At 34.1% G+C, this 5522-nt stretch carries 6 protein-coding genes and 1 pseudogene; 2 read left to right on the top strand and 5 right to left on the bottom strand.

Features of this window, described 5'->3' with window-relative positions:
• The 3 genes and pseudogenes from QZ276_RS03235 to QZ276_RS03225 form a co-directional block, all read right to left on the bottom strand.
• A pseudogene (locus QZ276_RS03235) lies at nt 1–387 on the bottom strand (hypothetical protein); the annotation flags it as partial.
• Nucleotides 388–545: 158 nt separating this feature from the next.
• Nucleotides 546–1325: a hypothetical protein gene (locus QZ276_RS03230; RefSeq protein ID WP_292485234.1), complete on the bottom strand. Its 780-nt coding sequence runs from the start codon at nt 1323–1325 to the stop codon at nt 546–548.
• Nucleotides 1326–1409: 84 nt separating this feature from the next.
• Entirely contained in the window at nt 1410–3092 is a 1683-nt protein-coding gene (locus tag QZ276_RS03225) for a TIGR04279 domain-containing protein (protein ID WP_292485233.1), read from the bottom strand.
• Between the two features lie 263 nt (nt 3093–3355).
• Between QZ276_RS03225 and QZ276_RS03220 the strand changes: the two genes are divergently transcribed.
• Together QZ276_RS03220 and QZ276_RS03215 are read left to right on the top strand one after the other, a co-directional pair.
• Nucleotides 3356–3616: a hypothetical protein gene (locus QZ276_RS03220; RefSeq protein ID WP_292485232.1), complete on the top strand. Its 261-nt coding sequence runs from the start codon at nt 3356–3358 to the stop codon at nt 3614–3616.
• A gap of 201 nt (nt 3617–3817) precedes the next feature.
• Nucleotides 3818–4075 carry a hypothetical protein gene (locus tag QZ276_RS03215; protein WP_292485231.1) on the top strand — a complete coding sequence of 86 codons (258 nt, stop codon included), beginning with the start codon at nt 3818–3820 and terminating at the stop codon, nt 4073–4075.
• Nucleotides 4076–4163: 88 nt separating this feature from the next.
• On the opposite strand, the gene QZ276_RS03210 is transcribed toward QZ276_RS03215, so the two are convergent.
• Together QZ276_RS03210 and QZ276_RS03205 are read right to left on the bottom strand one after the other, a co-directional pair.
• Entirely contained in the window at nt 4164–5012 is an 849-nt protein-coding gene (locus tag QZ276_RS03210) for a CPBP family intramembrane glutamic endopeptidase (protein ID WP_292485230.1), read from the bottom strand.
• Between the two features lie 2 nt (nt 5013–5014).
• The coding region (locus QZ276_RS03205; protein ID WP_292485229.1) for a DUF1616 domain-containing protein at nt 5015–5522 on the bottom strand (508 nt) is incomplete at its 5' end.

Raw genomic sequence — 5522 nt, 5'->3', positions numbered from 1 at the left:
TCCATCTGATGCATCATCTGAAAGGCTAGGAGCCCACCATTTATTGGGATCTACTTTCAGATTTTTTACCCCATTAGCTACGACCCTGAATACATTGTCTCCTTCAGGTATCACTACATCATTTACATTATATTCATATTTACCTTCAGAAACAGAAACGGTTTTAGTAAATTTCACAGTTGCATCTACCTTATCTGTAGTAGCAGTACCACTTATTGTAACTTTGTCCCCTGGGTCCGGGTTTTCCGGTGATATCTGCAGGTCTGTTACTTCTGCACTGGCTGATGGTATAAGTAGAACTATTAACGTTATAAACATTAGAATTTTTGCCAGAGCTATTGTGTAATCGGTATTGTTTTTTCTGGAATTGAAGACAGGTTTAATCAATTGTTAACCCCTGGTAAACCTTTTAAATTCTATTAAATCTATAGTAAATCTGATTGCTTGTGCAATGTATTTAAATATTTTCTTTGGGTTATTTTGGTTTCTTTGTGTTTAGCAAAAAAAGATGATTTAAGCAGAAAAATAAGGGAGAAGAAGAAACATTATTCGCAGCAATCCACTTGCATCCGATACAGGTCAACCAAATTATTCACGTCTGAGATAACTGGTCCTTGTCCTGTGCGGTAATCATCTATAGCAGTATTCACTTCGCTTATATCGATCATGCAATCACGGTCTAAATCATAAGGATGGTATTCTGTATAAGCAAGATTGATAGTCCTGGATTCACTACCTACAGTTAATGAAAAATCTCCTTCTGGTATAGGGTCGGTATCATAGGAAAACTCGAAGTTACCACTGGAATCAGTACTGAGGACTCTAGTTGCTACTATTGTAAGGTCAACACTGGATGTATCATCCTGCGCATCCCCTGAAATGGTAATGTCGTAAGTACCAGATGGGACCATCGAAGTACCTACACTTGCAGTACCGTCTGACGCGTCAGAAGAGAGAGTTGGAGCCCACCATACGTTTGCATCGACTTTTAGATTCTTAACTCCATCCGCTATTACTTTAAACGTATTATCGCCTTCTGGTATTTTGACATTATTTATTGTATAACTGTATTTACCTTCAGAAACATTGACAGATTTAGTAAATTCCACAGTTGCTTCTACATCATCTGTAGTAGCAGTACCACTTATATTAACTTCATCACCCGGGTTTGGATTATCAGGTGAGATATGTAGATTGGTTACTTCTGCACTGACTGACGGTATAAATAGAACTATAAAGGTTAAAACCAGCAGGATTTTTGTTAAACCTATAGAGTTATTGGTTTTTTTCTTACTATAAGATGTTAAATTTTTAGGTTTTATCAACTACTAACCCCCATTCAATGGTATTTATCAATGTGTTCAATTTTATCAGACCAAATAAATTAGAAAAATATAGAGGAGGTCAACTCACTCTCCCCTCCTCTTAAGGAATAACAACATCGCAATACCAAGAACACCAACCATCAATATTGGATTAGTAGTTGTGACTCCAGTTTCTTCTTTTTGTTCTTGGCCAGCAATTGCAAATGGTGAAAAACCGGGTGTTTTTGCTTTGTAACAGACGTAGTCATCATCTTCGTCTACTATTTTCGTTGGTAGTGTTTGCCATTTTCCATCAACAAAACGGTTTAAATTGATACTGGATTTATTAACATTATTTTCAATTAACCAGGGTTTATTAATTTTGAAGCTTACAGTGGCATTTTCAATGTAATCATCAGGTACATCACCACTACCAATCCATATATTTGCATTCCTGTATACTTGACCACTTATATTTGCAGGAACATTTGATGATTGGTTATTCAAGTATTCGATAGTGATAGATGTGTTTCCCATATCTACATTTGGTGTACATTCTATACTACCAATACAACCCTTACCATAATTACATTCTACTGATTCTCCACTTTTGATATTTACATATTCAGATATTATCGTTTCAACATTTTCACAGCTATCTTCTGAAGTTACAGTGACATTCTTTTGTCCAAAAGCGACCATAGGGTCTTCGGATTTTTGTGCTTCTAATAGTAATGTGTAGTAACCTGGTGGCAGATTATCAGTATCGATGTTCAATGTTGTCTGGTTTGAGTTTACTGTTTTTGTAGTATTTGACATGTTATTTGATCCAACAACATCAACACTCCTGCTTCTAAGGTCTTCTTCATTCATATCTGAGATGCTCATACCTACTAGATCAAAACCATCTACCATCATTTCGTTATTTAATATTGAATTAGTGCCATCTTTTTGACCGTTTGATTCCATTCTCATATCTATCTTGTATGCGTTTTTATTCATCAATCCTGCTGTGTATTTATATTCTGTATCGGATGCATTTTTAAGTTTAAGGTCAACACTTAAATTATCTCCAGAAGTTACAAATGAACTGGTATTGGTATCTAATTCATAATCCATAACTCCAAATGTAGTGAAAGTTAGAATTACTGGTTCATCATTGAGCACAATTACCACTGCGTAATTACCTGCATCAAGGTCGTTGAAACTATAACTTAAATCACCGTTACTATCCAGTACGACAGAAGAATTGGACTTAGAACTTACTGTAACTTTATCTTCAACATCTGAGAAACTAGTTATAGACCCATCACTAATTCCCTCAAAAACTTCTATTATAGATGACGAGTTAGCTTTTAACAGAAAAACAGATGCTTTTTTGTCTGCAAAACTATTGGACCCATAAAATTGGATATCAACGTCATCCTGGCTGTTGTTCACATACATTTGATGGGTATCAAATGGATATTTTATTGTGTGATCTGTGTAATTATTGACATTCATGTTCATATAAACATCATTACCATTTGTTGAAAAACTGGTTTCATTTACACCATTATACGTGACTTTCATAGGTGAAGGCTGTTGTAGTGTAACTCCTCCATCAAGGTATATCCAATTTCCTTCTGTCTTGGATTCATTATGGTTGGCAAATTTGAATTCATTACCATTAATACTAATGTTCATCATGTATTTGTCAGAAATCTGGGCAGCTGCAATTCCTGAAGATAATATTAAAATAAATAGGCTAATAACACCTAATTTTAATTTATTATGTTTACAATGCAATTTTATACCCCCTTTTTAGTATCATATAAAAATTAGTTAAGGACTTATATTATCATTTAAGAAGCAGAGTTTAGTAACTAAGTTTTATATTAAGAGTCTCTTTCTCTTTGACTAGCAAAAAGTATTTTCAAAATATTTTAATACTTGAAAATAATTATAGAAAACGTATTAAAAAGTAAGCCAAGACAAAAAAATAGGAATATTTTTATAATAGGCTAAATAATTATACATATAAAAAAATAAAATATGGAGAGGAAAAACAAATGCTGACAAGCGTTGTATCAACAACAAGTGCCATTTCATCAGCGACTGCAAGCGCAGTGTCAATGACAACTGGATTAGGCTTGCCTGAGTTCGGTGTGATGGCAGTAATAGGGCTTATTTCTTTGTTAGCAGCAAAAGAAATACTCTCTGCATCCAATTATTGGAGCAAAAAATTAAGTTCTTCTTTGAACATGGGTATTTTGCCACTTATGGTATCATTTAGTGCCATAGTCGTCTTTAAGGTTATGGAAATTATATGACCGACCTTTTGGCAAAATATTTTTTTTTATTTATTCTATTTTTGAATTTTATACCTTGTAATTTTTAAAGAAGAAACTATTTATTAACTTTACACTCTGTAAATTTTTCAAGAATTTCCTGAACATTGTTTCAAAACAAAGTTTCAAAAGTGTTTAATTTTTGTACCTCGTATTTTGTTCTGATAAAATACGGGGGTAAAGATGTTTACGAGTTTAGTTTCAACCAGTACTACAACATCGGCTGGTGCAGCAGTAAATTCTATGATGACAAGTATAGGACTAACAGAATATGGGGTTATAGGAGTTGTGGCTCTAATATTGTTACTATCGATGAAAGAAATCCTGTCGGCATCTAAAAAATGGAACAACAAGATAAATACATCTCTAAATATGGGTATTTTGCCGCTTATGGTATCATTTAGTGCTATAGTTATCTATAAAGTTTTAGAAATAATCTAACCAGATGTTAGAGCTTCCCATCAAAGACTACCTGTTGGTCTCTTCAAACTACCTCCTTTTCAGGAGATTTGTTCCTTGTTTTTGAATATCATAACAATCCAAATGTCGGACCTATATGGGGTATAATACCGAACAGGAATATATTTACAGTACCGTGAGTTATAGCAACTACAGGTAAACTCCTTGTTTTCTGGAACATATATCCCATTATCAAACCCGCCACAGATGTGAAAAGAATTTCATATAAAGTACCATATCCTGAGTGCATTATACCGAACAAGAAACTGCTTACAAGAAGTGCTGGCAATAATCCAAATGATTCCTCAAGCCTTGTCTGTAAAATCGACCTAAAGATTAATTCTTCCACCAACCCTACAAAGAAAATCATCACAATGGATATCTCGAGTATACTTGTAAATGACAAATCGGGTATCAGGTAAGAAGCAGAAATAATCGCATATTCGCCTTCAGCAATCGCTAATCCAACGATGACAGCCAATGGTGCATAAATAACAGATGTTCTGGCTTTTAAACCGACCTGTTCAAATGTAAATTTCTGGCTAGTTAATACGTAGTACACTGGAAACATCAATGGTAGATAAATCAACACGAAAGAATATATCGTCATTTCAAAAAAAGTAGGCATGGAAATATTTACCAATCGAAGAATCGGAAGTAACAACATCGCCTGGCATATGTTGTTAATGTGGGTTTCCTTTATCCAAATTGTTGATGTGGCTAAACCAACCAAAGTGATTACATGCAAACCTATAGCAAATGGTGGTTTTTGCAGATAAAGCATCAGTTCTGCAAATACAACCATTAAAACAGGTATTGCAACCAATCCAACATCTTTATTTTTGAATTCGTAATTAAAATATGGAATTGTCCTGTAAGTTGTATCTATGTTTTTTACATCATTTTGATTGGACTCCATAATCACTTCTCCGATACGTTTATCCATAAATGAAGATTTCGGTATGGTTGAGTAAAATTATTGTTTTTGTACAGCAAAAATTCTAGTTTCATGTTTGTACCTGCCTTATTTGGTGTGAAGGTTATAGGTTCTTCCAATGTTTGATTGTGGTCTAAAGTTAATGTTTTAATTTCATCATTTAATGGTAGTGTATTGTTATCAAGTTGCATTTTCAGGGTATAATCTGTTTTTTCATATTCATGGTTTACTATACCAATGGTAACTGTACCGTTCTCCCCCACTTCTAAATTTGTAGGATAATTGTCTGCCATACCTCCCGAACCCAGTACATAAAACTCGGTGAATTGTTCACCCTGTTTTGGAGTGGCTACTACATATGCCAGTGTGGCAACTGAAGCAATTATGGAAATTACAAGTAATATACTGAGTGCTTTATCAAGTTTGGGTCTTGTAGAATCTTCTGGTGGAGTTAAAAGTTCAGTCTTAAATGATTCTAATGAAGATTTGAAC

Source organism: Methanohalobium sp., from assembly GCF_018609725.1.
In the GTDB taxonomy this organism is placed as follows: Archaea; Halobacteriota; Methanosarcinia; order Methanosarcinales; family Methanosarcinaceae; genus Methanohalobium.
Note: the sequence above shows the minus strand (reverse complement) of the source record. Positions and strands in the feature narration are given on the sequence as shown.